This window comes from Gordonia namibiensis NBRC 108229, from assembly GCF_000298235.1.
GTDB lineage: Bacteria > Actinomycetota > Actinomycetes > Mycobacteriales > Mycobacteriaceae > Gordonia > Gordonia namibiensis.
Genome location: NZ_BAHE01000030.1, coordinates 36,711 through 63,454 on the forward strand (window position 1 = coordinate 36,711; position 26,744 = coordinate 63,454).

The window sequence follows — 26,744 nt, forward strand, 5'->3', positions numbered from 1 at the left end:
CTGCTGGTTGGGATCGCCTGGGTTCATGACCTGCTCCTCGTCGTCGCGACCTGCGGGTCAGGGTAGGCCGGTCGTGAAAAAGTCGAGGCAGTTTGCGCCGGTGAGCGGCGCAAACTGCCTCGACTTCTCAACCTGTGGTCAGCGCCGCAGCTCCGACTTGGCGATGGTGCGGATGTGCACCTCGTCCGGACCGTCGAAGATGCGCATCGCGCGGTGCCAGCCGTACATTGCGGCCAGCGGCACGTCGTCGCTGACGCCGGCGCCACCGTGGACCTGGATCGCCCGGTCGATGACCTCGAGCGCGACCCGCGGCACCGACACCTTGGCGGCCGAGACATACGGCGCGGCGGCCTTGTTGCCGAGTTCGTCGATCGTCTTCGAGGCCAGCTGGCACAGCAGACGAGCCTGGTCGATCGCGATGCGCGACTCGGCGATCTGCTGCTGCACGACGCCCTGCTCGGCCAGCGGCTTGCCGAACGCGACGCGCCCCTTCGACCGCTGGACCATGAGGTGCAGAGCACGTTCGGCAGCGCCGAGCGCACGCATGCAGTGGTGGATGCGGCCGGGGCCGAGGCGCGCCTGCGCCATGGCGAATCCGCCGCCTTCCTCACCGAGCAGGTTCTCGACGGGCACCCGGACGTTGTCGTACACGATCTCGACGTGACCGTGCTGGTCGTGACGACCGAACACCGGTACGTCGCGGACCACGGTGACACCCGGGGTGTCGATCGGGACCAGCACCATCGACTGCTGTCGGTGGGTCGCCGCCTCGGGATCGGTCTTGCCCATCACGATGAGCAGCTTGCAGCGCGGGTCGGCCGCACCGCTCGTCCACCACTTCCGGCCGTTGATGATGTAGGAGTCGCCGTCGCGAGAGATGCTGGTCTCGATGTTGGTCGCATCCGAACTCGCGACGTCCTTCTCGGTCATCGAGAACGCCGACCGAATTCGGCCGTCGAGCAGCGGTTCCAGCCAGGTCTGCTTCTGATCCTCGGTGCCGAACAGGTGCAGCAGCTCCATGTTCCCGGTGTCGGGCGCCGCACCGTTGACGGCTTCGGGCGCCAGATGCAGGCTCCAGCCGGTGATCTCGGCCAGACCGGCGTAGTCGAGCTGGCTGATCCCGGATTCGGACGGCAGGAACAGATTCCACAGGCCGCGTGCGCGGGCCCGCTTCTTCAGCTCCTCGACGACCGCCGGCACGGCGTGATCGTCGGGACCGGCGAAGCCGCGCTCCTCTTCGTAGCGCTGCTCCGCCGGGAAGACGTCGGAGTGCATGAACGCAATGAGTTCCTCGCGCAGCTCCAACGCCTTCGCCGACGGCCGCAGATCCAGCGTCTCGGCCGGGGTGCGGAAGTTCAGATCCGGCTGGGTCACTGTGCCACCGTCCGCAGTTCGCGACGCAGCAGCTTGCCCGTGGCGGTCTTGGGGATGTCGCCCATCACCACGACCTCGCGCGGGTACTTGTAGGCCGCCATCCGCGTCTTGCAGTGGTCGATCAGTTCCTCCGGCGTCGCCTCCGTTCCCGGACGCAGACTCACGAACGCCTTCACGGTCTCACCGCGGTAGGAGTCGGGCACGCCGACGACGGCGGCCTCACGAACCGAAGGATGTTCGTACAGGACGTCTTCGACCTCGCGTGGCCACACCTTGAAACCGCTGGTGTTGATCTGGTCCTTCTTGCGGTCGACGATGTAGAACCATCCGTCGGCGTCCATGTAGCCGACGTCGCCGGTGTGCAGCACGCCGTTCGGGATGCCCTTCGCGGTCGCCTCCGGCTTGTTCCAGTAACCGGCGACCACCTGCGGGCCGGCGGTGACCAGCTCGCCGACCTGGCCCGCGGGTAGGTCGTTGCCCTGCTCGTCGACGATCCGGACGACCGTGTCGTACACCGGGATTCCCACCGAGGTGGCCCCGGTCTCCTCGTCGGACGGAGCCGTCACACCGAACGGCACCGCATGCGACGGAGACGTGGTCTCGGTCAGGCCGTACACGTTGTGGATGTAGTGACCGAACCGCTGCTGGAATTCGGCGATCGTGCTCGGCGGGATCGGCGCCCCACCGGAGTAGATCTTCGACAGGGTCTTCAGCGATGCCGGGTCGATGTCCGGCACGTTCATCAGCGCGATGAACACCGTGATCGATCCGACCGTGAACGTCGCCTTCTCCCGCGCGATGGTCGCGATGGTGTCCGCCGGGTCCATCCGGTACATCAGGACCAGCGGCGCACCGGTGAGTTCGGCCAGTGCGATGTGCGCGATGAGACCGGTGATGTGGAACAGCGGAGCGACGCCCAGGATCACGTCGTCGCTGTCGACACCGACCCAGTCGCGGTAGGTCTGCGCGTTGAACACGACGTTGCGATGGGTGGTCATCGCGCCCTTGGGCGGTCCGGTGGTTCCCGACGTGTAGGTCAGGAAGGCGACGCTGTCTGCGGTGAGATCGACCTCGGGCGGGCGCTGACCGCGGTACTTGGCGAGCATCGTCGCCAGGTCGACGGTGTCGGGGCAGTCGATCTTCTCGACACCGGCCAGGGTTCCGCTGTTCGCGGTCTGGTACTCCAGCTCCGAGGTGGTGATGACGGTCCGCACCGCGGTCTTGTTGTCGCGCAACGCCTCCTGTGCGACGTCGCGGTACAGCGACTGCATCGCGACCAGTACCGTGGCGCCGGAATCGACGAGGATCTCGGCTAGTTCACGGCTGCGGTACATCGGGTTGGCCGAGACGGCGATGCCGCCGGCCTTCCAGATACCCAGCTGCGCGATGACGAACTGCGGGATGTTCTGGGCGTAGACCACCGCGCGGTCACCCGGGGTGAAGCCCAGGTCCAGGATGCCGACCGCGAACGCGTCGGTCAGCTCGTCGAGCTCACCGGCCGTGATCGATCCGTCGAAGTAGCGGATCAGGTCGGCGCCGGGGTTGCGCGCGGCGGTGGCCGCGAACATGTCCAGCGCGGTCTCGAATTCGATACTGCGCGGCGCGAGATCCTGCTCGCGGTAGTGGCTGCGCCACACCTTGTCGTCGTAGACACTCATGTCTGACGTTCCTCTTTCGGCGAAAGACTCGAAGATGAGTCAGCGGATGACGACGGGGTTCACCGGCGCACCGGTGCCGCTGACGACCTTGAGCGGTGCCGCGACGTACAGGAAGCTCCAGCGGTTGTCGGCGGCACACGCCTCGGCCAGCTCCTCGAGCCAGACGATCTCGGTGAACACGACACCCAGGTTGCGCATGAGCGCGTTGTGAAGTGGAAGCGCCACACCAGATTCGGGGTCGGTGGTGACCTCGTTGGCGATGGTGTCGGTGACCAGGTTGGGGATCTCCTTGTCCTGGAACCACTGCACGAGTTCACGCGAGTAGGTCAGGCCGGGCTCGCAGAAGCCGTCGTAGAACTCTTCCGGGTTGTTCAGCTCGTACCAGTAGGTCAGCCACCCGGTGCGGATGATCAGGATGTCGTGCGGCTCGATGGTGACACCCTGTGCGGCAGCGGCGGCCTCGAGGTCGTTGTGGTCGAAGGTCTCACCCTTGTCCAGGTACTTCTTGCCGCGGTACCGGGCCATGTCGATGAGCACACCACGGCCGACGACGCCCTTCTCGGCGATCGGCAGGACCGACGCCTTCTCCAGTGCGTCGACGGTGCTGCGGGCGTCGTAGCCGTTGTAGAGCTTGCCGTCGTACCAGACGTGGCCGAGGGCGTCGTACTGCGTGGAGCCCTGCAGGAAGATGTTCGCGGTGTCGTCGGCGTAGTGCAGGCCGCCGGGGAACTGCGGCGCACCGTCACCGTCCCACGACGACTCGTCGAGGATGTTCTTTCGGTTGATGCCCTCGCGGCCCGGCCACAGCGGATCTCCGGGGCTCTCGGTGCGACCCATCTCGATCTGGAGGGTGAAGGTCTCCCCCGACTTGATGTGGCCGACACCGCGCAGGACCTCGCTCGCGTCCAGGTAGTTCAGGGCGCCCACCTCGTCGTCGGGGCCCCACTTGCCCCAGTTCGACGGGGTGTCGGCTCCCAGCAGGTCACCCATGGACGGCGCAGCGGTCTCGATCTCGGTCATCTCATCTCCTTTGATTCGATCCAGAGCGGAACCGACGGTTCCGGGTCGCACCCAGAACGGTGCGGACTGAACTTTGCGACTGAACTTTGTGAGCGCTCGCTCGGTGAGTTCATTGTGACGAGCATCGCACTCGTTCGCAACGCCGTCAAGAGGCGAAATCGGTGATGTCTCAGGGTTTGTCAGCAGCAGAGCGGAAAGCCCTGTACAAAAGGCAAGTTCAGCAAAGCTGAACACGCTCGAACCGGAGCCACAGAGCGTGGATCCGCCGACCGGTCCGAGGCGGCCTAGCGGTCGGCCTGATGCCCCACCATGGCGAGCGCCAGATCCGCGTACTCGCGAGCGATCCGGCGGCCGTGGGCGGCGTCGGAGTCGTCGGTCCAGGTCGGCACGGCCAGGCACATCGTGACGATCGCCTTGGTCGCCACGGACAGGTCACCCGACCGGAAGGCGCCTAGTTCGGCGGCGCGACGGGCCGTGTCGAGCAGGCGACCCTCGATCTGCGCCATCGACGCCTGCAGGTGCGTGCGGTTGGGTTCCTCCAGACGCCGCAGCTCTGTCGCCAGGACGAGCGCCAGCGCACGCCGCTCGACGTGGAACAGCGTGAGCGCCTCCACCATGTTGGCGAAAGCGGTCACCGCGTCGACGCCGTCACCGGCCGCGTCGAGGCGTTGGGCCAGGTCAGCGTGGGCAATGTTGACCAGCGCGACGAGCAGATGCTGCTTGCTCGGGTAGTGGTGATAGATGCCGGCGACACTGATGTCGGCGCCGGCCGCGATGAGGCGCATCGTGGCACCGTGGTAGCCGAGCTCTTCGAAGACGTCGATCGCCGACTCCAGCACCGGGTCCAGGGTCAGCGGGGCGAACACACGCCAGTCCGTCGGGTCCGCGGCGACCTCGACCTTCTCCGGTTGCGGCGACTCGAGAAAACGTGCGACGGGCACGTCCAGGCACTGCGCGATCTGACGCAAGCGGTCGACGGTGAGCCCGACCTTGCCGTTCTCGATGGCGCTCATGGTCCCGACGCTCACCCCGATACCGGCAGCCAGCCCACGCAGCGTCACGCCCGCCTGCTTGCGCAACTCGCGCACGGCGGCGCCGCTGTCGGTCACCGGTTGTTCGACCACGCTGAACAGCTTATGGGGAGGCGCCCATTTTTCGTAGACTCATCCTCGTGCTCCACGATCTGTCGCCTCGCTCGCGTCGCCCCGAACGCTCGTACGCATGAACGCCTACGAGAGCCGTCCCTGGCTGGCCAACTACCCGCCCGGACTCTCCGAGCACCTCGACCTCGAGTTCGGGTCCCCGCTCGAGGCGTTCGACGCCGCGCTCGCTGCGGCTCCCGACGCTCCGGCCGTCCACTACTTCGGCGCGACGCTGAGCTGGGCCGACCTCGACGCCGCCTCCGACGCCCTGGCCCACGCGCTCGGGGAACACGGCTTCGCGGCCGGCGACCGGCTGGGCATCGCCGTCCAGAACGAGCCGGCAATCATCCTCGGACTCCTCGCGGCCTGGAAGGCCGGCGGCGTCGCCGCTCTGATCAGCCCCATGTACAAGCGCAGCGAATTCCGCAGGGCCCTCGACGATTTCACGCCAACCGCGCTGCTCATCCTCGACGAGGTCCACGCGGAGGTCGCCGACGAGCTCGGGTCGATCGGACTCGTCGTCACGGCCTCGCCACTCGACTTCGCAGGCAGCGACGATCTGCAGCGCGTGTTCGACGTGTCCCGGGTTGCCACGGCAGGCACCGTCGAACTCCTCGACCTGATCGGCACCGGCTCGCGGGCGATCACCCGGCACGTACCCGCACCGGATGACGTCGCGGTGCTGGCACCGACGTCGGGCACCACCGGCCCACCCAAGGGCGCGAAGCTGACGCACCGGAACCTCGCGTTCAGCGCGCAGGCCTATCGCACCTGGACCGGGCTGGAACTCGGCGAGCCGATCCTGTGCATGTCGCCGATCTTCCACGTCACCGGCCTGGTGGGCTCGGTGATGCTGGCGCTGTCCCTGCGCTCCCCGCTCGTTCTCACCCACCGATTCGACGCCGGCCTGATCTTCGACGCGGTGCGAGCCTGGCGTCCGGCGTTCTCCGTCGCCTCGATCACCGCCTACATCGCGCTGGCCGACCATCCCGACGCGTCGCCCGAGGCGTTCGAGTCACTCCGACTCCGCTATTCGGGGGGCGCACCGGTCCTCCCCGACGTCGCCGAACGGATCGAAGAACGCCTGGGCGGGATGATCCACAACGTGTACGGGCAGACCGAGTCCACCTCGCCGACCCACATGGTGCCGCCCGGTGTCCCCGCGCCGGTCGATCCCGAAACCGGTGCTCTGTCAGTCGGTCTGCCGATCTTCGACACGATGGCCCGGGTCGTCGACGAGCGCGGCGAACCGCTGCCGCCGGGCAATTTCGGCGAGATCGTCACGGCCGGACCGCAGATCGCCGCCGGCTACTGGGGTCAGGTCGACGACGACGGATCGGCGCTGCGCAACGGTGAGATGCGTACCGGCGACGTGGGTTTCATGGATGCCGACGGCTGGTTCTACGTCATCGACCGCAGCAACGACCTGATCAACGCGTCCGGGTACAAGATCTGGCCGTTCGAGATCGAGCAGGTGCTGCAGTCGCATCCGGCGGTGCTCGAGACGGCTGTGGTCGGAATCCCCGACGACTACCGCGGTGAGTCGACCCGCGCCTACGTCGCCCTCCAACCGGGTGCGGAGGCCACGCCGACCGAACTCATCGAGTACTGCCGCGAACGGATGGCGGCCTACAAGTACCCGCGCGAGGTCGAGATCGTCGGAGCGCTCCCACGCAGCGCGACCGGCAAGTTGCTGCGCCGCGAACTGCGCTGATCAGACCCGGCAGCCGAGTGCGGCCAGGGCCATCGCGGTGAGCAGACGACGCAGTTCGGACTCGTCGTAGGCGGGCAAGCGGGGCGAGGAGTTGAGCAGGCCGAACGTCGCGTGCACGCGGACGCGCGCCTCGGCCCGGTCGAGGGTGCGGCCCTCCCGCTGGTAGACGGCGATCACGACGTCGACCCAGCGTTCGACGTAGCGCCGCTGCAACAGTCGGACACGGTGGTTGGCCTCCGGCGTCATCGACGACAGATCACGATCCTGGACGACGATCAGGTCGGGCTTCGTGACGAGCACGTCGATGTGAAAACCGATGAGCGCCAACAGGGTCTCGGACGGCGGCCCGCCGCGGTCGACGACCTCGGCACCGCCGTCGTGCAGCCGCTGGCTGATGTCGACGAGCATCTCGTCGAGCAGTTCGGTCTTCGACGAGAAGTGCCGGTACATGGCCGGTCCACTCACACCGACCGCACGCCCGATGTCCTCGAGACGCACACCGGCGAAGCCGCGCTCGGCCATCTGCCGCGCGGCCGCGGTCAGCAGCTCGGCGCGCCGTGCGGCCTTCGCCTGGGTGCGACGGGTCGGCGGGCGGGGAACGTCCCCCGTCTCGACCGGTGGGGTGTCACTGGTGGCGGACATGGTGATCCGCACTCTACTCACCAACCGTCGATGTGGAGCACCGAGTCGAGGGGCTTGCGCGGGGCAGGCTTGAAGTCGGTGCCGGTGTAGTAGGCCACCGGCAACAGGACACCCTGGTGGATGCCCGCGGGGATGCCGAGCAGCTCGGCGATCTCCTTCTCGTAGGCCAGGTGCAGCGTGGTCCACGCAGAACCGAGGCCGCGGGCGCGCAGCGCGAGTTGCAGGCTCCAGGCGCCCGGCAGCAGGGAGCCCCACACGCCGGCCTGGTTGCCCTCGGGCAGGTCGCCACCGGTGTAGATCGCGCCGATGACCAGCACCGGGACCTGTCCCATCGTGTCGGCGAGGTATTGGGCGCTCGACGCGACCCGCTTGCCGGTCTCGTCGCGCGGCTGCTGCGCGGCGTAATACTTGGCGAAGGACTGCGCGTAGTAATCGGCGACCTTCTGCTTGAGTTCGGGGTCGGTGAGCACGATCCAGTGCCAGGTCTGGCTGTTGCTCCCGGTCGGCGCCTGCAGGGCGACCTCGAGTGCTTCCTTGACCACGTCGAGCGGGACCGGGCGGTCGTAGTCGAGACGCTTGCGCACCGAGCGCGTCGTCGAGAGCAGCTGGTCGGGATCGAGCGGCAGGAGTTCGGTCATGTCCCCATCTTCCACAGGATGGGCCGCGGGCACCACCAACCGTGGTCACATGCCTATTCGAGGACCCCGTGTTTGCGGAGGTGCGCCACCAGTCCACGCGTCACCGGGAGCTCGGCGAGTTGCTCGGGCGTGAACCATCCGGCGTCCGCGGCGTCGTCTCCGGCACACAGCATCCCGGAGACGACCCGCGCGGCGAAGTCGTGGACCTCGAACACGACGTCGTCGGGCCCGGGGATGTCGACCGTCCACAACAACTCGCCGACCTCGACGCGTAAACCGGTTTCCTCCACCATCTCCCGCACGACCGCGGCTTCGATCGACTCGCCGGGCTCGACCTTTCCGCCCGGCACCGTCCACTTCCCGGCCTGCGGCGGATTTCGCCGTTGGATGAGCAGAACCCGGCCGTCGTCGTCGGTGAGGACGGCACCGACCGCGACGATGCGCGTGGTCATCGCACGTCCGCCGCGGGTACCCGGGTGCGCGCTCGGGCGTCCGGCGTCGGCGAGCTCGCGAGGTATCTGCCGACCGCCTCACGAATTCCGGCCAGCGCGTCGGCGTCGGAGTCGGCGTCGACGATCACATCGACCATTCCCTGCGCTGCGAGCCGTCCGGCGAGAATGCCCTGGCGCGCGGCCATCTCGCCGGCGTGCTCGAGGTCGCGATGGACGATCAGACTCGCACCTTCGGGAGGCAACGGCGACAACCACGCATCGGCGCGGGCCACGCGCAGGTCCGCCGGGAACAGCGCCAACGCCGCACCGCCGGCCCCCTGCCCCAACATCACCGAGACGGTCGGGACCGCGACCTTGATCAATTCGACCGTGCAGCGGGCGATCTGGGCGGCGAGCCCGCCCTCCTCGGCGACCGCCGACAGTTCCGCCCCCGGGGTGTCGATGATCGTGACGACCGGGAGGCCGAGATCGCCGGCGGCCATGATCGCCCGGCGCGCCTCGCGCAGGTGTCGCGGCCCGGGCAACTCGCCGTCCTCCTGGGACACCCGGTCGTAGCCGACGACCATCGCCACGCGGCCACCGAAGTCGCTGAGTGCGAAGCGAAGTGGGCCGGCGTCGGACAGTGCCGCCGAATCCCCGTGCGCGAGGAACTCGATGAGCCCCGCCCGTCCCGGTTCACGGGTTGCCAGGACGCTCGCCCAGGCGTCGTGCGCCGGCGCACCGGAGTCGTCGGGCGCGGGCTGCGGAGCCTGCGTCGGCGGCGCATCACCGTGCAGGGCGAGCAGTCTCAGCACCGACGCCAGCCGCCCGGCCAGATCTCCCGGCTCCACCACATCGTCGACGACCGTTGTGCGAACCAGGTTCTCGGCCGTTTGGACGCCGTCGGGAAAGGGTTCGCCGTAGAGCCCTTCGTACACGCGGGGGCCGAGGAATCCGACGAGGGCGCCCGGTTGCGCCCACGTCACGTGACCGAGTGAGCCCCACGAGGCGAAGACACCACCTGTCGTGGGATGCCGCAGATAGACGAGGTACGGCAGCCCGGCCGTCTTGTGCGCGGTGACGGCCCCGGTGATCGCGACCATCTGGAGGAAGGCCGCGGTCCCCTCCTGCATGCGGGTGCCGCCCGATGCGGGCAAGGCGATCAGGGGAAGGCGTTCGCGGGTGGCCCGGCCGATCGCGTCGACGATCCGTGCACCCGCGTCGCGGCCGATGGACCCGCCGAGAAATCCGAACTCGCTGAGGACGATCGCCGCCCGGTGGCCGCCGATCAGGCCGGTGCCGGTCATCACCGATTCGTCCGAATCGCTGCGCTCCCGGGCACGGGCGAGGTCGTCGGCGTAGGCGCGGTCGTCGCCGTCGGAGGTGACCGCGGGGCGGACGATCGCGGAGTCCCACGACTCCCACGATCCGTCGTCGACGATGAGGTCCCGCAAGTCCGCGGCCGACAACCGTGCCCGTTCACCCATGCCTCACACCGTATCCCGCACGCGGCCTCCGTACGCCGAACGCGGTCAGCGGGAGTAGATGACCCTGGTGCGGAAGACGATGTCGGCGACCGAGCGGCGCCGACGGTCGACGGCCACCCACACCAGGCCGATGGCGAAGACGGTGCAGAACAGGGCTCGCAGCACGGCGACGGCCGGCCGGACGCGTGAGCCCTTGCTGTTCACCACTCGGAGTCCCATCACGACCGAGCCCAGGGTGCGGCCGGACACCTCCCAGCACGTGGACAGGTAGAACACCGCGGTGATCACGAACCCCGTTGTGGTGAACAGGATGTTGAGCTGCGGGAAGTGGAACTCGCTGACGGTGACGGCGAACTTCATCAGGGCGAGACCGAGATAGCACGCGCCCAGGATGGTCCAGACGACGAGCAGGTCGAGGAAGGCACCGATGCCGCGACTGACGATCCCGGCGTCCTTGTCCCGGTCCTGCACGGCATGCGCCCGGTGCACCGCCGGATGGTCGGGTTTCGGTTCTGCTGTCATCTGCCTGCACCGTCCTGGCCGGGCTCGTCGGCGACCTCGGCGGCGCGTCGACGCAGGAACCTGTTGACCGCGTTGGCGACCGCGTCGTCGGCACGTTCGCTGGTGCTGCGCACGTCGGTCATCACGTCGGCGGTGACCGATGTGCTGGCCTCCCTGATGATGTCCGGGAGGTCGACGCCGTCGATGATCTCCTCGGCGAGGCCGACGAGGTCGACGCGGTCGAGAATGGCCTCGATGTCTATCCGCGAAGCCACCGCGTCGAGGTCGACGGTCCCGATGACCTCGTCGATGTCCACCAGGGCGATGGCCTTCATCAGATCCACCTGCGCGACAGCACGATCGAGGTCGACCGTCTCGATCACCGCGTCGAGATCGATGACCGCGAGGACCTCGGCGATGAGCCGGTGCAGATCGACGTTGCGCAACACGAGGTCGGTGAGGTCGACCTCCTCGGTGAGGACCTCGACGACCTCGCGGACGACCGCACCGAGGATCGTCCGCGTCGTCGTGGCGACCCGGACGCGTGTGTCGTCGATCAACCGCTGCGCCCTGGTACGTGCCGCGCCGATGATCCCGCCCGCGACCGGCAGGCGTTCGGCCGCGTCGACGACGACCCCCGCGAAACGCCACGACTCCCTCACCAATTGGGATGTCGCACCGCCCCGCGGCTCTGGGTTCACCGCCGAATTATCGCACGCGGGGATCGGCCCGGACCGTCGCAATCGTGTCACGTCGTGTGCCGTGTAACGACCCCGGCGCAGGGCCGATATGTGGCTCGAGGCTCGTCGAAACAAGTGCGCGTCATGATGGTTGAGAAGTCCTATGAGAGGTTCGTTCGACGATGCCCGAATCTGTGTCCCCACGCCGGAAGCCGCTGTCCCGGTGGTTGCTCGCAGCCCCTGTCGCCGCGGCCGCATTCGCTGCCGCCGGCTGCGTGATCGACGGTCCGGTGACCGGTCCGTCCACGACGCCCGAGACCACCTCGGCCGCCGCGCTCCCGACCGCATCGGCCGCCGCCGAGACCCCGCTGCCCACCGCGTCGGCCGTGATCGCCGTGGTCTCGGCACCGGCCGCGGACGACGCGCTGCAGACGCTGAACACCCTGGCCGTCAAGGGACGCGCACCCAAGACCGGATACGACCGCGACCTGTTCGGGCAGGCCTGGTCCGATGACGTCACCGTCGACGGCGGACACAACGGTTGCGACACCCGCAACGACATCCTGCGTCGCGACCTGACCGACATCACCCTCAAGCCGGGTTCCAACGGTTGCGCGGTCCTGTCGGGCACGCTCGACGACCCGTACACCGGCACGACGATCCGGTTCGTCCGCGGTCAGAGCACCTCCTCGGCGGTCCAGATCGATCACGTCGTCGCGCTCTCGGACGCGTGGCAGAAGGGCGCGCAGCAACTCTCGCCGCAGCAGCGTGTCGACTTCGCCAACGACCCGCGCAACCTGCAGGCGGTCGACGGTCCGACGAACCAGAAGAAGGGCGCCGGCGACGCCGCGACCTGGCTGCCGCCGAAGAAGGACTACCGGTGCACCTACGTGTCCCGTCAGGTCGAGGTGAAGGCCGCCTACCGGCTCTGGGTGACCCAGGCGGAGAAGGACGCGATCACCCGCGTCCTGACCTCGTGCGGTGCCACCGCGGCGGCGCCGACGACCACCGAGCGCACCGAGACGCGCACCTCCACGGCGACCCCGGTCCCCGAGACGACCTACACGCCGCCGCGGCTCTACGCCCCGCCGGCCGACACGGCACCGCCCGCCGAGGCGCCCGGCTCGGTCTACTACAAGAACTGTTCGGCGGCACGCGCGGCCGGTGCCGCCCCGTTGTACGCGGGTCAGCCCGGCTACCGCGCCAAGCTCGACCGCGACGGTGACGGAGTCGCCTGCGAGTAGGCGTCACCCGGCACACCGAGCGCACGAAAAAACCCGAGCGGATGGTCCCGCTCGGGTTTTTCGGTGTCGAAGACGACTCAGAGAGCCTCGAAGAGCTCCCGTGCCAGCGCGGCGGTCTCGGACGGCGTCTTGCCGACCTTCACGCCTGCGGCCTCGAGGGCCTCCTTCTTGGCCTGTGCGGTGCCGGAGCTACCGGACACGATCGCACCGGCGTGACCCATGGTCTTGCCCTCCGGCGCGGTGAAGCCCGCGACGTAGCCGACGACCGGCTTGGAGACGTTGGCCTTGATGTAGTCGGCGGCACGCTCCTCGGCGTCGCCACCGATCTCACCGATCATGACGATCAGCTTGGTCTCGGGGTCCTTCTCGAACGCCTCGATGGCGTCGATGTGGGTGGTGCCGATGACCGGGTCGCCGCCGATGCCGATGGCGGTCGAGAAGCCGAGGTCGCGCAGCTCGTACATCATCTGGTAGGTCAGGGTGCCCGACTTGGAGACCAGACCGATCGGGCCCTTGCCGGTGATGTTGTTCGGCGTGATGCCGACCAGAGCCTCACCCGGGGTGATGATGCCGGGGCAGTTGGGACCGATGATGCGGGTCTTGGCGCCCTTCTCCACGTTGTAGGCCCACGCATAGGCGCTGTCCTGCACCGGGATGCCCTCGGTGATGACGACCAGCAGCGGGATCTCCGCGTCGATCGCCTCGATGATGGCGTCCTTGGAGAACTTCGGCGGCACGAAGGCGATCGAGGTGTCGGCCCCGGTCTCCTTCATGGCCTCTTCGACGGAGGCGAACACCGGCAGTTCGACATTGTTGCCGTCGGCGTCGACATGCGACACCGTGGTGCCGGCCTTGCGCGCGTTCACGCCGCCGACGACGTTGGTGCCGGCCTTGAGCATCAGGGCGGTGTGCTTGGTGCCCTCACCACCGGTGATGCCCTGGACGATGACCTTGTTGTCCTTGTTCAGAAAGATCGACATTTTCCGTGGCTCCCTTACTTGCTCGCCAGCTCGGCGGCCTTGTCGGCGCCCGAGTCCATGGTTTCGGCGAGCGTGACCAGCGGGTGGTTCGCATCGGCCAGGATCTTGCGACCTTCGTCGACCTTGTTGCCGTCGAGGCGGACGACGAGAGGCTTGTTGGCCTCCGACCCCAGCTTCTCCAGGGCGCCGACGATGCCGTTGGCGACCGCGTCACACGCGGTGATGCCACCGAAGACGTTCACGAAGACGCTCTTGACCTGATCATCGTTGAGGATGACGTCCAGGCCGGCGGCCATGACCTCGGCCGAGGCACCGCCACCGATGTCGAGGAAGTTGGCCGGCTTCACGCCGTTGTGCTTCTCACCGGCGTAGGCGACGACGTCGAGGGTCGACATGACCAGACCCGCACCGTTGCCGATGATGCCGACCTGTCCGTCGAGCTTGACGTAGTTGAGGTCGTTCTCCTTGGCCTTCAGCTCGAGCGGATCGGTCGCCTCGATGTCGGCGAACTCCGCGTGGCCGGGCTGACGGAAATCGGCGTTCTCGTCGAGGGTGACCTTGCCGTCGAGGGCCAGGATCTGATCGTCCGGGGTGCGGACGAGCGGGTTGACCTCCACCAGGGTGGCGTCTTCGGCGACGAAGACCTCCCACAGCTTCTGGATGGTCACGGCTGCGGCGTCGAGGACCTCGGCAGGCAGGTGGCCCTGCTCGGCGATCGAGCGGGCGGTCTCCAGGTCGACACCCTTGACGGCGTCGACGGCGACCCGGGCGAGACGCTCGGGCTTGGTCGCAGCGACCTCTTCGATCTCCATGCCACCCTCGACCGAGCACATGGCCAGGTAGGTGCGGTTGGAACGATCGAGGAGGAAGGAGATGTAGTACTCCTCCGCGATGTCGCTGGCCTCGGCGACCAGCAACTTCTTCACGACGTGGCCCTTGATGTCGAGGCCAAGGATGTTGGAGGCGTGGGACTGCGCGTCGTCCGGGGTCGCGGCGTACTTCACGCCGCCTGCCTTGCCACGTCCGCCGGTCTTGACCTGCGCCTTGATCATCACGGGCTTGCCGATTTCCTCGGCGATCGCCCGCGCGTCGGCGGCATCATCGGTCACCCGACCGGGTGTGGTGGGAACCCCGTGCTTGGCGAACAGTTCCTTCGCCTGGTATTCGAAGAGATCCATTCAGCTCACCATCTCGTAGATTTGCCCGCCGAAGGGTGTAACGCGGGCCATATCGGACTCTAAACCCGTGCTGTATTGCCCCTTCGCGCGCACCCTGCCCTTGTGCGACAGATCACTCGCTCGGTCCCAACCTACTCGCGAGTACCTCTCGGTACCTCTCACCTGGCAGATTCGCCCGTCCGGAGACCCGGCCTCGCGCACACGCGGCGCAGGGTGTTGAATCGATCGCGGCGACGAACCCGGGGAGCCTTTCATCCAGGCCGGCAAACCCCAGATTCGACGGCTTGACGAAGTTGGAGAAATCCTGTGACTCAGCTCACAAATTTCCGATTAGCGGCTTTCTACGGTTGGACTTGCCGCAATCATTTCGTTACCGTCGGCTCTCAGAGTTGGTCACAGAAGGATTACGGACAAAACGTCGGATCCGCGGTAGCGAAGAGATGAGGTGGACGATTTGGCGGGACCCGGAGTCTCACGCGGATCGAGCCGCGTCCGATCGGGCGGGTTGGTCGACGACCTCACGGCAGAGGAGATGACCACCATCATCCCCTTCGTCGACGACGACACGGACTACGACCCCAGCGATTACGACTTCGGCCACGAAGCCCACCGCTCGTCTGGTTCCACCACCCGGACACCGTCCGAAGAGACCACCTGGACTCCCTCGTCCTGGAAGGGCTACTACCGCCCGACCCACTCGGAGATCACTCAGGACATCCTGATCCCCGAGCACGAGTTCGATCAGTACGAACACGACGAGCCGTTCGACGTCGAAGGCGCCGAGCTCGACATGCTCGTCGACCTGGACTCCGACCAAGCCGAGAACGAGTCCCACTCCGATCTCCGCCCGTTCCGCACGAACCCGGCCGGCCAGCGCGTCCGTCGCGGCGGCAAACACCGCATCGCAGCCCCGCCGAACGCCCTCAAGGGCGGACGCGCCGCCCTGATCGCCATGGCAGCCGGCGCAGCCGTTGCAGCGGTCTCCCAGGTGGGTGCCACCGACGACGCATCGACCAACACCGCCACCACGAACGCCGCAGCCGTCAACGACGCCACGGCCCCCGTCGACCTCGGTCCGGGAGTCGCCACCGCGTCGCCGATCACGGACCAGATGAACGTCTTCACCGACCAGCTCGGCGTCGGCGCCAAGATGGCCGCCGAGGAAGCGCAGCGCGAGGCCCTGGCCCGTCGCCCGCTCTACACCTCGCCGATCCCGCTCGGCCAGTACTCGTTCACCTCGGCCTTCGCGATGCGCTGGGGCACCATGCATGGCGGCATCGATCTTGCGGCACCGCTGGGCACCCCGATCCATGCGGTCACCGACGGCGTCGTGATCAAGGCCGAGCCGGCCTCCGGGTACGGCCACTGGGTCCAGGTGCGCGCCGACGACGGCACGGTCACCATGTACGGCCACATGTCCTCTTCGGGCGTGCTCGTCAGCGCGGGCCAGAAGGTCACCGCCGGCGACGTCATCGCACTGGTCGGCAACGAGGGCTTCTCCTTCGGCCCGCACTGCCACTTCGAGGTGTGGAAGGACGGCAACACCAAGATCGATCCGGTGCCGTGGCTCGCCTCCAAGGGCGTCAAGCTCGCCGGCTACACCGGCTAGGTCTCTCTCCCTCTCAAGGCGTACGCCGCGCTCTCGCGCTCTCGCGCCATCACGTTGCGTTCTGCACCGTTTTCCGGCACACAACGCAACGTGATCGAGCGGGGTCCCTAGAGCTTCTCCCCTGGGATGCCACCTGCGGTCAGCAGGGTGACGCGTCCGGCGCTGCCGCCGTAGTCGATGGTGACGCGTTCGGTGGCGCCACTGCCCTCCTTGGCCACGACCTTGCCCATGCCGTACTTGGGATGGTTGTGCCGGTCGCCGATGTCGAGGTGGACCTGCTTGTTGCGTCCGCGCGCCGGGTCGGAGGAATACGACGACCGGCCGCGAGCGAACGACGAGCCGCCGCCGCTGCCCGAGAACGAGCCGTCGCGACCGAACACACCACCCGACGATCCCCCGAAGCCACGTGCCGAACGACGCGGCTCGGTGCGCCGCCAATCGATCAGATGCTGCGGGATCTCTTGCAGGAAGCGGGATTCCGGATTCGACACCGGCTGCCCCCACGAAGCGCGGGTCACCGATCGGGTCAGGTACAGACGCTGCTTGGCGCGGGTGATGCCGACGTAGGCGAGGCGGCGTTCCTCACTCAGTTCGTTCGGGTCACCGAGTGCTCGCATATGGGGGAAATGCCCGTCCTCCCAACCGGTCACGAACACGACCGGGAACTCCAGGCCCTTCGCGGTGTGCAGCGTCATCATCGTGACCACGCCGTCACCCTCGTCGGGCACCTGGTCGGCATCGGCGACCAGTGAGACCCGCTCGAGAAATGCTGCGAGAGAACCGGGTTCGGGCTCGCCCTCGCGGTCGATCTCGGCATCCTCGGCCTCGGACTCCAGGTCGATCTGCGCAGCGTCGGCGCTGAATTCCCGTGCGACGGCGACGAGTTCGTTGATGTTGTCGAGCCGGGCGCCGTCCTGGGGATCGTTCGACGCCTCCAGTTCGGAACGGTAACCGGTGCGTTCGACGATGGCGTCGACGAGTTCACCGATGTCGGCGGACTCCTCGGTGGCGTCGAGGAAGGCGGTGTCGGCGTCGTCGGTGTCGGATTCGCCGAAGTGCGTGAGGAAGTCGGCGCGCAAACCCTCGATGAGTTCGACGAAGCCGCCGATCTGCTTGACCGCGCGCGTGTTCAGCAGCGCGACCTTGCCCTCGGCGGCGTCGATGAGCGACTCGTAGAAGCTGCGGCCGGTGTTCTCCGAATGCACGGCGACACAGGCCTCGGCTCGATCGCCGATGCCACGTCGGGGGGTGTTGAGGATGCGTCGCAGGCTCACCGAGTCGTCGGGGTTGGCGACCACCCGCAGGTAGGCGACCACGTCCCGGACCTCTTTGCGCTCATAGAACTTGGTGCCGCCCACCACCTTGTAAGGGATGCCGTGGCGGACGAACACCTCCTCGATCGCACGGGAGCCGGTGTTGGTGCGGTAGAAGACCGCGACGTCGGAGTACTTGTAGCTCGACGACCCGCCGATCGAGTAGTCGGTGAGTTCCTCGATCTCCTTGGCGATGAACGTCGACTCCTCACGATCGGAGTCGGCGACGTAGCCGACGATGAGTTCGCCGTCGCCGGAGTCGGTCCACAACTTCTTCTCGCGACGGCCGGTGTTGCGCGCGATGACCGCGTTGGCAGCCGACAGGATGGTCTGCGTCGAACGGTAGTTCTGTTCGAGCAGAACGGTTTCGGCGTTGGTGAAGTCGCGCTCGAACTCTTCGATGTTGCGGATGGTGGCGCCGCGGAAGGCGTAGATCGACTGATCGGCGTCACCGACGACGCAGAGTTCGGAGGGTTCGAGGCCGCTCGCGGTGGTCTGCTCCCCCACCAGTTCGCGGATGAGGACGTACTGGGCGTGGTTGGTGTCCTGGTACTCGTCGACGAGGACGTGCCGGAAGCGGCGCCGGTAGTACTCGGCGACCTGCGGGTGACGGTGCAGCAGGGCGACGGTCTCGCCGATCAGGTCGTCGAAGTCGAAGGCGTTGGCCGCCCGCAGCCGGCGCTGGTACTCGCTGAAGATCTTCGCGATCGTCGCCGCGGTGAAGTCGTCCTCGTTTGCCGAGGCCGCCGCCTCGTCGGGCGAGACCAGCTCGTTCTTGAAGTTCGAGATCGCCACCGAGACACCGCGCGGACTGAACTTCTTCGGGTCCAGGTCGAGGTCGCGGATGATCATGCCCAGCAACCGCTTCGAGTCGTCGGCGTCGTAGATGGAGAAGTTGGAGTTCATCCCCTCCAGCAGCCCCGACTGGGCCCGCAGGATGCGGACGCACGTCGAGTGGAAGGTCGAGACCCACATGTAGGCGGCCCGCGGCCCGACCAGGTCGATGACGCGCTCGCGCATCTCGGCGGCGGCCTTGTTGGTGAAGGTGATGGCCAGGATCTGCCCGGGCGTGACGTCCCGCGCCGCCAGCAGGTAGGCGATGCGGCGGGTGAGGACCGAGGTCTTGCCCGACCCCGCGCCTGCGACGATCAGCAGCGGTGCGCCCGCGTGGAGCACCGCGGCGCGCTGCTGCGGGTTGAGGCCCTCGAGCAGGCGGGCGACGCGGTCGTCGGCGGCAGCCGTCCCCGAGGAGGAGGAAGACGTGCGACCGGCGAGGAGAGGGGCAGAAGAAGAGCTGTTCATCGGTAGTCCAGGCTACCCGCCCGCACCGACACCGCCCCGCCGGCCTCGGGCCGGACAGCCCGTCGTCCGTTCGCTCGACCGCCCCGTGCGTTGGCACCCGAGACGCCTGGTCCCGCGGCTACGATGACCCGGTATCACTGGCTCGGGGCGCCCGTCGATGCGGTTGGAAAGCCTCGGCGACCGAAAGAGGCGACCATGAAGAGACCGTCGATTGCCCCCGCCGCCATCGTCCTCGGTGTCGGAGCGCTGGCTCTCGTGGTCGCCCTGATCCTGTCGTTCGTACCGTTCAGCAGTGCGGGCACGGTCGAGCCGACCGCCGCGTTCCGCGCTCAGAAGAGCCTGGACGAGGTGCTCTTCAAGATGGCGACGAGCCCCGCGGCCAAGTACACCGGCAAGGTCGCCTACAAGTACGACGACGCCCGCGGCGAGGGCACGGTCGAGTTCAGCGATCTCATCGTGACGACGTCGAACACCGCCGAGGGCACGGTGTCGCTGGGTTCCGAGCAGGGCGAGTACCGCCAGATCAGCAACAACCCGTACATCAGCGCGCCCACCTCGCTGTGGAACGAACTTCTCGTCGCCGACGAGAAACTGAACCTCGACATGGCACCGTTGGACAACAAGTGGGCGTCGACGCGGTTCACCAGCCTCCCCCGCTTCGGCACCATCCTCGGCCCGGACAATCTGGCCGGCGACATCGGCAACGTCGAGTTCGGTTCCGAACCGCAGCTCGGCGCCGAACTGCCGACCCCGAACAAGGGCACGCCCGACGCCCGCCGCTGGCCGACGAGCGATCCGCCCATCGAGTTCGTCGGCGACAACAAGGTGAAGATCGGCAGCTGGGAGATCACCTTCGACCCCGAGTCCAAGAACGTCACCAACGTGAAGGGCCAGTCCAAGCAGGGATCGGCAACCTACGACATCGACACCTCGGTGAGCCTGCAACCGGCCGACCAGGCGCAGAAGGTGTTCGCCAATCAGCGCGCCCTCGTCGGCGATCTGTTGTCGGCGCCGGCGCCGGGTCTGTGGGCCAAGCAACCGGTCGTCACGCCGCGACTCGTCGGCGAGTGCACCACCGCGGCGTGCGCCTACGACTTCTCCGTCTCCGGCATCCCGTGGGCCGACGACGTCACCGGCCACTTCAACTACGGCATGACCCTGAACTTCGCCGTCGGCGGTCGCCCGGCGGGCGCGCTGGGCGGCGAGTGCAAGCCGGTCCTGCGCGTCGACTTCGGGCGGACCGCCACCACGCGGTGCACGGCGACCAACCTGCCGGCGAACTCGTCGATCGGCCCGCGTTCGGCCTACACCTACCTGGCCTTCCTCGACACCACCGAGGCCGACCTCAACAAGCTGATCGACGACAACGAGAAGCAGACCAACACCGAGGTCGTCTACGTCCGCACCGGCAACAAGAGCCCCGACCAGGCCCGCTACGGCGCCGGGATCACCGGCCTTCCCAGCTACTACGCGGTCAAGCGCGGCGAGTACCTCTTCGACGGCATCGGCACCGACGGCAACCTGCACATCACCTTCGGCCCGGGTTACTCCGAGCACATCAGCGGCGGCAGGTTCGACCCGAGCTGGGAGGGCACCGAGGTGCTCGAGAAGCAAATCGGCGAGCAGGTCAAGGCCGCCGGCGACGTGAAGGTCGTCTACTTCGTCAACGAGCCGGAGGCCGCGTCGGCACTGCGTGCCCTGATCGCCTCCGAGGGGCAGACCGACAACGTCAGCGCCTACTTCTACGAGTAGATCAGCCGCCGGCGAAGCGTGCCTCGACCGCCTCGCCGACCCGACCGGCTCCTGTGTGAAGTCGAAGTCCTGCGGTCACCGGGCGCACCGAGATCGCATCCCCGCCGCCGTCGAGCCGGACGTAGATGGACCCGAGGCCCGACCTGACCGGTACGCGCACGGCCTCCCCGCCGTCGAGTTTCATCTCGATCTCGCCGTCGCGGGTGGCGCAATAACTCAGTGCGACGGTCCACGGCCACGGAAACAGCGGTCCGTCGAGTGCCAGCCGCGCCGGCCCGGAGATCTCCGGTCGGGCGCAATTGCCGAGTCCCGCGCCGACGAGCCGTCGCTGGGTCACCCCGCCGGGCACCGCGTTGCCCGCGGTGTCGAGGACGAGGAGCCGGTCGGTGCTGGTGCCGAACTCCGGCCGCGGGTCGACCCGCCCGAAGATGCGGCTGATCTGGTTGTCCGGGTAGACCACCGGTTGCAGGATCTCCAGAGGGACCGACTGATCGAGCAGCGTCGCATCGGCGTTGTCGTGCAGGGTCGCGACCGCCGTCTTCAGGTAGTCGCCGGTGGGATTGTCGCGCCACGACGCCGAGAACGACACGAGCGAGACGACCGCCGACACCATCGCGAGCGCGGCGACGACCGGTAGGAGCAGTACGGCAGGCGACTGGTCCTCGGCCGCGTGGCGGCGTTCGGGTGCGGGCGCAGTCGCCGACCGGGCACCGACCAGCAGCGCGATGGCAATGGCGAAGACCAGCGCGGTGTCGGGGAGATAGCGCATGTGCTGGGCGAGGGCGACCGCGGTCTCCGGGCTCGAGCGGTTCCACATCACCGGGATCTGGGCGGCCACCGCGTACAGCGCGGCGAACGCGATGATCGGCACCGCGCCACGCCGGCGGGTGACCGCCCACCACGTGACCGCGGCCAGTACCAGCCAGCCGGCGACGATCATCCACGTCGCGGGGAATCCGGTGGGCGGGCCCGGAGTCCACCGGTCCCATTCCCACGGGCCACCGACCAGCGACGGCACGATGGCGTGGTTCACCGACCGCCACACCAGTCGCGCGGTCTGTCCGACCGAGTGGTTGCCCGCGAACGGATCGGCGGTGACGAAGTACACGACGACCCACACTGCCGACACCGCCGCGAGCGACGCCCACAACTCGCGGCCGGCCCGCAGGGTCGAGGTCAGCGCGGTCCGTCCCGCGCCACTCGCCAGCACCGCGGCGACGAAGGCGATCGGGAGGATGAACAACGACTTCTCGAAGAAGGCCAGCGCGACGACGAAGACCACCGTCGAGCGGATCCACACCGCACGGCGTCGTTCCGGGTTCACGTCTCCCCGCGCGAGTCCCACGGCGTCGGCGACGATCCAGGCCAGTGCCGCCTGCATCGGCAATGTGTTGAGGCCCGACGCCCACCAGGCGAACGCGGGCACCGTCATCGGGCTGAACAGATAGAACGCCAGCGCCACCAGCGCACCGGCGCGGGCCGCGGGTGCGATCACGCGGATCACCCGCCACACCGCGATGGACGCGATCGCCTGCAGGACGATCAACGTCAGCGCCGGCAGGGCCCAGTTGACCGGCGCCAGCCAGGTGGCCACCCCGGCCAGCAGGAAGGCCGCCGGCATGAAATGCCCGTCATGGCTGTGCCCCAGGTACTCCCAGGACAAGATCGGATTCGACGAGGCCCGGGCGATCAGCACCAGATCGTCCCAGTAGAAGTTGCCGGTCGCGACGAGCCACCCCCGGATGATCAGCTGTCCGGCGATCAGGGCCACCGCGATCATCGACATCATGCGCGCGTTGAGCATGCGCTCCAGTGTCCATGTGGCGGGTGCGAGCACATCGACCGGAGGTGGGTCCGATCGGGTACCTGCAGGTCGGATCGGTGCGCCGTGGCAAAATCAGGCCGTGACCGATCGCAGCCCGAGTTCCGGATCCGACGAGCCCCAACAGTCGACTCCGACGTCCTTCGAGAACACGATCGATCTCGAGAAGTACCAGCTGACCTCGGATGTGGACGACCTGCCGGACGACATCGACGAGCTGCGCCTCGAGATCGACCGGCTCGATGCCGTCATCCTCGGTGCGATCAAACGACGCTCGGCGGTCTCGAAGAAGATCGGCGCCGCGCGCATGGCGTCGGGCGGCCCGCGACTCGTGCACAGCCGCGAGGTCAAGGTCATCGACCGGTTCGCCGAGCTCGGCAAGGAGGGTCACACCCTCGCCATGCTCCTCCTCCGACTCGGTCGGGGCCCCCTCGGCCGCTGACGCCACTGCGGAATTCGCACCGACGTGTGACGACCGTCGCGGTGGAGACGCCGACGACATAGGGTTGGGTGTCATGAGCACGCAGGCACCCGGCAGCGACTTCACCGGCACCGACCACGGCGACATCACCGCAACGCAGTCCTGGCAGGCTCTCGCCGCTCACCAACCGCATGTGTACGCGATGCATCTGCGCGAGGTGTTCGCGATCGATCCCGAGCGCGGCCGCGAACTGACCGTCGACGTAGGCGATCTGCACATCGACTACTCCAAGCACCGGGTGACGCGGGAGACGCTCGAACTGCTCATGAGCCTGGCGCGCGAGGTCGGGCTGGAGGAGACCCGCGATGACATGTTCGCCGGGGCGCACATCAACACCTCCGAGGATCGCGCTGTCCTACACACCGCGCTTCGTCTTCCCGCCGACGCGACGCTCACCGTCGACGGACAGGACGTGGTCGCCGACGTACACGAGGTCCTCACCAGGATGGGCGAGTTCACCGACCGTCTCCGTAGCGGAGAATGGAAGGGCCACACGGGGAAACGCATCACCGACGTGGTCAACATCGGCATCGGCGGATCGGATCTGGGACCGGTCATGGTGTACCAGGCCCTTCGCCACTACGTCGACGCCGGGATCCGCTGCCACTTCGTCTCCAACGTCGATCCGGCGGACATGGTCGGCACCCTCGACGGCCTCGACCCCGAGACCACCCTGTTCATCATCGCGTCGAAGACCTTCACCACGCTCGAGACGCTGACCAACGCGGCCGCCGCGCGGAGCTGGCTGCTCGAGGCCCTCGACGCCGGGACTGACGCGGTGGCAAAGCATTTCGTCGCGGTGAGCACCAACGCCGACGAGGTGACGAAGTTCGGCATCGACACCACCCACATGTTCGGCTTCTGGGACTGGGTCGGCGGCCGCTACTCCGTGGACTCGGCGATCGGCCTGTCGGTGATGGCCGCGATCGGCAAGGAACGCTTCGCCGAGTTCCTCGAGGGATTCCATCTCGTCGACGAACACTTCCGCACCCAGCCACTCGAGCAGAACGCGCCGGTCATCTTGGGCCTGATCGGGCTCTGGTACAACAACTTCTGGGACATCGGCACCCGGGCAGTCCTCCCCTACAGCAACGACATGGCGCGCTTCGCCGCCTACCTGCAACAGCTCACGATGGAGTCCAACGGCAAGTCGGTGACCGCGAGCGGACACCATGTCACCACCGACACCGGCGAGATCTTCTGGGGCGAACCGGGAACCAACGGCCAGCACGCGTTCTATCAGCTGCTCCACCAGGGCACGCGGATCGTCCCGGCCGACTTCATCGGTTTCGCCGAGCCCACCGACGACCTGCCCGCTGGGCCCGACGGGTCGGGGTCGATGCACGACCTGCTGATGAGCAACTACTTCGCGCAGACCAAGGTGCTCGCCTTCGGCAAGACCGCCGACGAGATCGCCGACGAGGGGGTACCCGCGCATGTGGTGGCGCACAAGGTGATGCCGGGCAACCGCCCCAGCACCTCGATCCTCGCTCCCCGTCTGACGCCCTCGGTGATCGGACAGCTCGTCGCCCTGTACGAACACCAGGTCTTCGTCGAGGGCGCCATCTGGGGGATCAACCCGTTCGACCAATGGGGCGTCGAACTCGGCAAGACCCAGGCAAAGGCGCTGCTGGGCACCATCACCCAGACCGACGCACCCGCCGCCGACGCCGACTCGTCGACCAACGAGCTGGTCGCCTGGTACCGCAGGCACCGGGGTCGCGCGGTCTGAGGGTCGGCCGCTCCCGCGTGCAGGTTTCCTTCCCGCCCGGCCAGTTCCCTCGCGCTTATCGGATCCAATAAGCGGATGGGAAGCGGTGCCGCGGGAGGTTAGCGTGGCGGGATGCTGCCACAACGGATTCGACGACTCGCGGCCGGATTCGCGGTCACCGCACTGGCTCTCGTGGGCGCCGGCTGCACGCCCGGCGATCCCGTCGACCGCGCGCCCAGGACCTCGACCTCCACGTTGCCGTTGGCCAAGGTCGTAACCGCCGCTCCCAGCAGGGACATCGAGCCGGTCGCAATCAGGTTCCCGCTGCTCGCCGACGGGAACGTCGACGGCTGGGTGGCCGGAACGCTCGGGTCCGCACCCGGCGCTTCCGAGCGTGTGCCCGGTCCCACCACCTACTGGTTCGACGCCGTCGTCGACGTCGGCCCCGACCGAGTAACCGCCTGGGCCGATGAGTACCACGCTGTGCCTGTTTCTGCGCCCGTCTCGGTGGCCGCCGACGTACGCGACCTCGTACCCACCGGTGACCTCGTCGGCGGCCCGCACCTCGACGACGCGTTCTCGTCGGGCGAGTGGCGGGCGACCGTGTATCTGTCGCCGTCGACCGGCCGTGTGGTCGTGCTCGGCATCGACGACTGACGTGCGTAAGGTGACGGTCTGTGGCGAACAAGCAGGGACAGATCGTGGCGTCGGGCGCATTCCAGCTGTTCGGGAGTCGCCGTCGCGAGCAGGTCAGCGAGTTGCTGGGCGACATCTTCGGACGGACCGACATCGAGGCGCTGGCCTCGGACTGGCGTGGGGTCGTCTACTTCACCCTCTCCGAGGACGAGTCCCTCGACGCCGAAACGGTACTCGGGTTCGACGCGTCCAGCGGATCGTCGGGTGAGCTGGCGACCCTCGACGACGTCCTGGCCGCGGTTCGGACGGGCGAGGTCGCCGAAGCCGTCGACGTGGCGAGCTTCGACGCCTGGCGGACCGCCACAGGAACCCGCGCACTCGACATGGGCGCCTGCGTACCGCCGGCGCTGTACGAGTTCCTCGGCGGTGATCCCGCCGAAAGATCGGTCGACTCAGAAGATCTCGTGACCTTCGTGGCCACCGCCGCCGCGATCATGGGACGACTCGAGAAACTCGGCGTCGAACCGGGCGACGAGATCCCCGACGAGGTGTTCGACGAAAGCTACTGGCAGTAGTCGCCCTGGTCAGGTGGCCAGCGGCAGCGGGTGGCAATCGCCCGCGGGCTGATGAACGGCATCCACAACGGCGCAGTGCTCAGATCATCCGTCGACTGATCGACCCCGGCAGGTATTTGAGCGCCGCCGCGATCGGTGTCCACGGCCAGGCGGGGACCGGCGCCCAGGTCTTCTCGGCCTCGATCGCGGCGACCATGGCGTCGACGCCCTTGTCGGTGTCGACCATCAGCGAGGTCTTCACGCCCCGGTTGATGTCGGTCTCGATGTAGCCCGGTGCCACGATCGACACCGAGATCGGGGAGTTCGCGAACTCGGCCTGTAGCCCTTGCCCGAGCGCGGTGAGACCGGCCTTCGACGCCGAGTACGCCGCCTGGGCCTTGGGCATGCCGCGAACACCGGAGATGGAGCTGACCAGCACGAGGTGGCCGGCGTTCTGTTCGCGGAAGATCTCGAGGGCGGCCTCGGCCTGCGCGAGCGCGCCGACGAGGTTGGTCTGCACGGTCTCGATGTTGGCGGCTGGCTTGCCGGTGCCGATCGGTGCGCCCTTGCCGAGACCGGCGTTGACGATGACGCGGTCGAGGCCGCCGAGTTCGTCGGCGAGCGCACGGAAGGTGACGGGTACCGCGTCGAGGTCGGTCACGTCGAGTTGCGCGGTCGCGACCTGGGTCGCCGTCGGCCGGAGTTCGGCGGCCAGGGCCTCGAGGTTGTCGACGCGCCGCGCGGCGAGCGCCAGCGAACGTCCCTGGGCGGCGAATCGGCGGGCCATGCCCTCGCCGAGTCCCGAACTCGCACCGGTGATGAGGATCTTCTGCCGTGTCGTCGAGGTCATGGACCCGAACCTACCGGCATCGCCC

23 protein-coding genes are annotated in these 26,744 nt (G+C 67.8%); 8 read left to right on the forward strand and 15 right to left on the reverse strand.

All coding sequences use genetic code 11. The features are described from left to right. Window positions 1–138: 138 nt before the first annotated feature. The 4 genes from GONAM_RS15930 to GONAM_RS15945 all read right to left on the reverse strand — a co-directional run bounded on the left by GONAM_RS15930 (window position 139) and on the right by GONAM_RS15945 (window position 5,176). Window positions 139–1,374, reverse strand: a complete 1,236-nt coding sequence (locus tag GONAM_RS15930) for an acyl-CoA dehydrogenase family protein (RefSeq protein ID WP_006867788.1) — start codon at window positions 1,372–1,374, stop codon at window positions 139–141. Beyond that, window positions 1,371–3,032, reverse strand: a complete 1,662-nt coding sequence (locus tag GONAM_RS15935; protein ID WP_006867789.1) for a class I adenylate-forming enzyme family protein — start codon at window positions 3,030–3,032, stop codon at window positions 1,371–1,373. Before GONAM_RS15935 ends, GONAM_RS15930 begins: the two co-directional genes overlap by 4 nt. A 39-nt stretch (window positions 3,033–3,071) precedes the next feature. Next, window positions 3,072–4,052 carry a cyclase family protein gene (locus GONAM_RS15940; RefSeq protein ID WP_006867790.1) on the reverse strand — a complete coding sequence of 327 codons (981 nt, stop codon included), beginning with the start codon at window positions 4,050–4,052 and terminating at the stop codon, window positions 3,072–3,074. Window positions 4,053–4,336: 284 nt separating this feature from the next. Continuing rightward, a complete protein-coding gene (locus tag GONAM_RS15945) occupies window positions 4,337–5,176 on the reverse strand; it encodes a TetR-type transcription factor C-terminal domain-containing protein (protein WP_006867791.1) in 840 nt (279 codons plus the stop codon). Window positions 5,177–5,273: 97 nt separating this feature from the next. Between GONAM_RS15945 and GONAM_RS15950 the strand changes: the two genes are divergently transcribed. Next, a complete protein-coding gene (locus GONAM_RS15950; protein ID WP_006867792.1) occupies window positions 5,274–6,908 on the forward strand; it encodes a class I adenylate-forming enzyme family protein in 1,635 nt (544 codons plus the stop codon). On the opposite strand, the gene GONAM_RS15955 is transcribed toward GONAM_RS15950, so the two are convergent. The 6 genes from GONAM_RS15955 to GONAM_RS15980 are packed head-to-tail and all read right to left on the reverse strand — an operon-like array spanning window position 6,909 to window position 11,308. Next, complete coding sequence (locus GONAM_RS15955; protein ID WP_006867794.1) at window positions 6,909–7,550, reverse strand: TetR/AcrR family transcriptional regulator; 642 nt, start codon at window positions 7,548–7,550, stop codon at window positions 6,909–6,911. A gap of 17 nt (window positions 7,551–7,567) precedes the next feature. Continuing rightward, entirely contained in the window at window positions 7,568–8,188 is a 621-nt protein-coding gene (locus tag GONAM_RS15960; RefSeq protein WP_006867795.1) for a nitroreductase family protein, read from the reverse strand. A 53-nt stretch (window positions 8,189–8,241) separates the two neighbouring features. Next, window positions 8,242–8,640: an NUDIX hydrolase gene (locus GONAM_RS15965; protein WP_006867796.1), complete on the reverse strand. Its 399-nt coding sequence runs from the start codon at window positions 8,638–8,640 to the stop codon at window positions 8,242–8,244. Further along, window positions 8,637–10,106: a carboxyl transferase domain-containing protein gene (locus tag GONAM_RS15970; protein ID WP_006867797.1), complete on the reverse strand. Its 1,470-nt coding sequence runs from the start codon at window positions 10,104–10,106 to the stop codon at window positions 8,637–8,639. The genes GONAM_RS15965 and GONAM_RS15970 overlap by 4 nt, the downstream gene beginning before the upstream one ends. Window positions 10,107–10,151: 45 nt before the next feature. After that, window positions 10,152–10,628 (reverse strand): RDD family protein, encoded by a 477-nt coding sequence (locus GONAM_RS15975; protein ID WP_006867798.1) that lies wholly within the window; start codon window positions 10,626–10,628, stop codon window positions 10,152–10,154. After that, window positions 10,625–11,308 (reverse strand): hypothetical protein, encoded by a 684-nt coding sequence (locus GONAM_RS15980; protein ID WP_245548631.1) that lies wholly within the window; start codon window positions 11,306–11,308, stop codon window positions 10,625–10,627. Before GONAM_RS15980 ends, GONAM_RS15975 begins: the two co-directional genes overlap by 4 nt. Window positions 11,309–11,469: 161 nt before the next feature. Between GONAM_RS15980 and GONAM_RS15985 the strand changes: the two genes are divergently transcribed. Next, window positions 11,470–12,531: a GmrSD restriction endonuclease domain-containing protein gene (locus GONAM_RS15985; protein ID WP_006867800.1), complete on the forward strand. Its 1,062-nt coding sequence runs from the start codon at window positions 11,470–11,472 to the stop codon at window positions 12,529–12,531. Window positions 12,532–12,608: 77 nt separating this feature from the next. Here GONAM_RS15985 and sucD read toward each other — a convergent pair whose 3' ends face one another. Next, complete coding sequence (sucD, locus tag GONAM_RS15990) at window positions 12,609–13,511, reverse strand: succinate--CoA ligase subunit alpha (protein WP_006867801.1); 903 nt, start codon at window positions 13,509–13,511, stop codon at window positions 12,609–12,611. Window positions 13,512–13,525: 14 nt separating this feature from the next. Continuing rightward, a complete protein-coding gene (gene sucC, locus GONAM_RS15995) occupies window positions 13,526–14,689 on the reverse strand; it encodes an ADP-forming succinate--CoA ligase subunit beta (RefSeq protein WP_006867802.1) in 1,164 nt (387 codons plus the stop codon). A gap of 445 nt (window positions 14,690–15,134) precedes the next feature. Here sucC and GONAM_RS16000 point away from each other — a divergent pair, with 445 nt between their 5' ends. Next, a complete protein-coding gene (locus tag GONAM_RS16000) occupies window positions 15,135–16,298 on the forward strand; it encodes a M23 family metallopeptidase (protein WP_006867804.1) in 1,164 nt (387 codons plus the stop codon). 107 nt (window positions 16,299–16,405) lie between these two features. Here the strand turns inward: GONAM_RS16000 and GONAM_RS16005 are convergent, their stop codons facing one another. Further along, the gene (locus GONAM_RS16005) at window positions 16,406–18,913 is read right to left on the reverse strand and encodes a UvrD-helicase domain-containing protein (protein WP_006867805.1); all 2,508 of its coding nucleotides are present in this window, start codon (window positions 18,911–18,913) and stop codon (window positions 16,406–16,408) included. 195 nt (window positions 18,914–19,108) lie between these two features. Here GONAM_RS16005 and GONAM_RS16010 point away from each other — a divergent pair, with 195 nt between their 5' ends. Continuing rightward, on the forward strand, window positions 19,109–20,665 hold the full coding sequence (locus GONAM_RS16010; protein ID WP_006867806.1) for a hypothetical protein: 1,557 nt from the start codon (window positions 19,109–19,111) through the stop codon (window positions 20,663–20,665). A 1-nt stretch (window position 20,666) separates the two neighbouring features. On the opposite strand, the gene GONAM_RS16015 is transcribed toward GONAM_RS16010, so the two are convergent. Next, window positions 20,667–22,469: a hypothetical protein gene (locus GONAM_RS16015; protein WP_006867807.1), complete on the reverse strand. Its 1,803-nt coding sequence runs from the start codon at window positions 22,467–22,469 to the stop codon at window positions 20,667–20,669. Window positions 22,470–22,569: 100 nt separating this feature from the next. On the opposite strand from GONAM_RS16015, the gene GONAM_RS16020 reads away from it, so the two are divergent. The 4 genes from GONAM_RS16020 to GONAM_RS16035 all read left to right on the forward strand — a co-directional run bounded on the left by GONAM_RS16020 (window position 22,570) and on the right by GONAM_RS16035 (window position 25,890). Next, window positions 22,570–22,929, forward strand: coding sequence for a chorismate mutase (locus GONAM_RS16020; RefSeq protein ID WP_006867808.1), 360 nt, complete (start codon window positions 22,570–22,572; stop codon window positions 22,927–22,929). 73 nt (window positions 22,930–23,002) lie between these two features. Further along, window positions 23,003–24,700: a glucose-6-phosphate isomerase gene (gene pgi, locus GONAM_RS16025; protein ID WP_006867809.1), complete on the forward strand. Its 1,698-nt coding sequence runs from the start codon at window positions 23,003–23,005 to the stop codon at window positions 24,698–24,700. A gap of 111 nt (window positions 24,701–24,811) precedes the next feature. Further along, a complete protein-coding gene (locus tag GONAM_RS16030; protein ID WP_006867810.1) occupies window positions 24,812–25,336 on the forward strand; it encodes a hypothetical protein in 525 nt (174 codons plus the stop codon). Between the two features lie 20 nt (window positions 25,337–25,356). Continuing rightward, entirely contained in the window at window positions 25,357–25,890 is a 534-nt protein-coding gene (locus GONAM_RS16035) for a hypothetical protein (protein WP_006867811.1), read from the forward strand. Between the two features lie 79 nt (window positions 25,891–25,969). Here the strand turns inward: GONAM_RS16035 and GONAM_RS16040 are convergent, their stop codons facing one another. Next, entirely contained in the window at window positions 25,970–26,719 is a 750-nt protein-coding gene (locus tag GONAM_RS16040; protein WP_006867812.1) for an SDR family oxidoreductase, read from the reverse strand. Window positions 26,720–26,744: the final 25 nt, after the last annotated feature.